The following is a 1,420-nucleotide window of genomic DNA, read 5'->3' as shown; positions in this document are numbered from 1 at the left end:
CGCTTGTCCTCGAACATCTTGAGCCGGTTGTGCTCTACGAAGCCTCCCGGGTGATCGCTCGACACCAGGTTCGCCGCCGCGTCCCAGCGAAACACTTCCGACGGCAATCCCGGCCCGGCCGCCTGTTCAATGCGTCCCGTCGGGTCATATCGGTAGCTCGTCGTGCCATAGCGCAGATCCCGCTTCTGGATCACTTCTCCCGCAGCGTCGTATTGCCACATTGCTTCGCAAGCAACTCATCCGCCGACCGGCCTCGCTGCGCAACGTGTCGAGCACGACGGCCAACCGCGTCATACCCGAAGTGACTCGTAAGGTTGCCTTGCGTCCGCAGAACTTCCCGATGCAGATCGTCGCGCTCGATGTCAGCAATTGCGGTACCGTCAACGCGGATCTGGTGCACGTGCCCCGAACCGTAATGCAGCCAATCGATCGTGCGCTCGCCCGAGATCGTGGTGCTGACGCGGTTACCAAGCTCGTCATAGGTATGCGCAAGCCAGCCCGTCGGCGTGTATTCCTCGAGCACCTCACCGCGCGCCCCGTACTTCAGGCTGACCCGATTCTTCAGCGACGGCCCACGAGCAGCCAGCGTGTACAACTCGGCCGACACGATTCGGCTTGCCTTGTCGTACAGGTATTCACATCGTTCATGCGTGGTTTGCTTCGCCGTCAGTCGTCCAATCGCATCGCGCTCGTATCGCGTCTCGATCTTTCCATCCCGTACGATCGTGCCTTGGCCACACACGTCGTATTCGTATGTACGCTTGTGGCCGTCGAGCCCGATCTGCGCAGCCACCAAGTCTCGACGGTCATACTGGAACCGATACGACTCACGATTTTCGTTGGTCAAACTCGCGAGCCGGAACGCATCGTCGTAATCGAACCGCACCACACGATCAGCCGCATCCGTGCGAGACAACAACAATCCACGCGGATTGAGCTCATAACGCGTGCTGCGCTGATTCGCATCAACAACTTCGACGAGACGCCCAGCCACGTCATACCGGAACGTCTGACGCGCACCATCCGCCGTCCCGATCCCCGTGACCCGCCCCATTGCATCCGTTTCGTACACGGTCGACTGCCCGGCCGCATCGGTCACACGAGCGAGCGCACCACGCGCGTCGTACGCAAACCGCGTGACCTTGCCGGAACAATCGGTATACGACGTCAACTGCGCACGTCCATTCCACTCAAGGAACTTGTACCCACCCCGCGCATCGCGAATCGTATGCACCAGCCCGCGCTCGTCCCGGTGATATTCGGTCGCAAAACCCGCCGGATCGCGCATCATCGTCAGGTTGCCGAGATCGTCGTAACGGTAAATCCAGCGCGAATTCGCCGGATCGGTTTCCGCTACAGGCAGGTCGTAGTACCCGTTCCACTCGGTCCGCTCAACCTGGCCAAGCGCGTCGATGCGCTG

Annotated in this window: 1 protein-coding gene and 1 pseudogene; both read right to left on the bottom strand. The window is 60.9% G+C overall.

Going from position 1 to position 1,420, the window contains the following annotated elements; all coding sequences use genetic code 11:
- Nucleotides 1-221: pseudogene (locus JYJ84_RS38170) on the bottom strand (RHS repeat domain-containing protein); the annotation flags it as partial.
- Entirely contained in the window at nucleotides 191-1,291 is a 1,101-nt protein-coding gene (locus JYJ84_RS36665; protein ID WP_240201959.1) for an RHS repeat protein, read from the bottom strand. The gene JYJ84_RS36665 and the pseudogene JYJ84_RS38170, both read right to left, overlap by 31 nt.
- Between the last annotated feature and the right edge of the window lie 129 nt (nucleotides 1,292-1,420).

The organism is Burkholderia sp. LMG 13014 (assembly GCF_905232215.1).
Lineage (GTDB): Bacteria > Pseudomonadota > Gammaproteobacteria > Burkholderiales > Burkholderiaceae > Burkholderia.
This window is presented reverse-complemented; position numbering and strand designations above follow the sequence as displayed.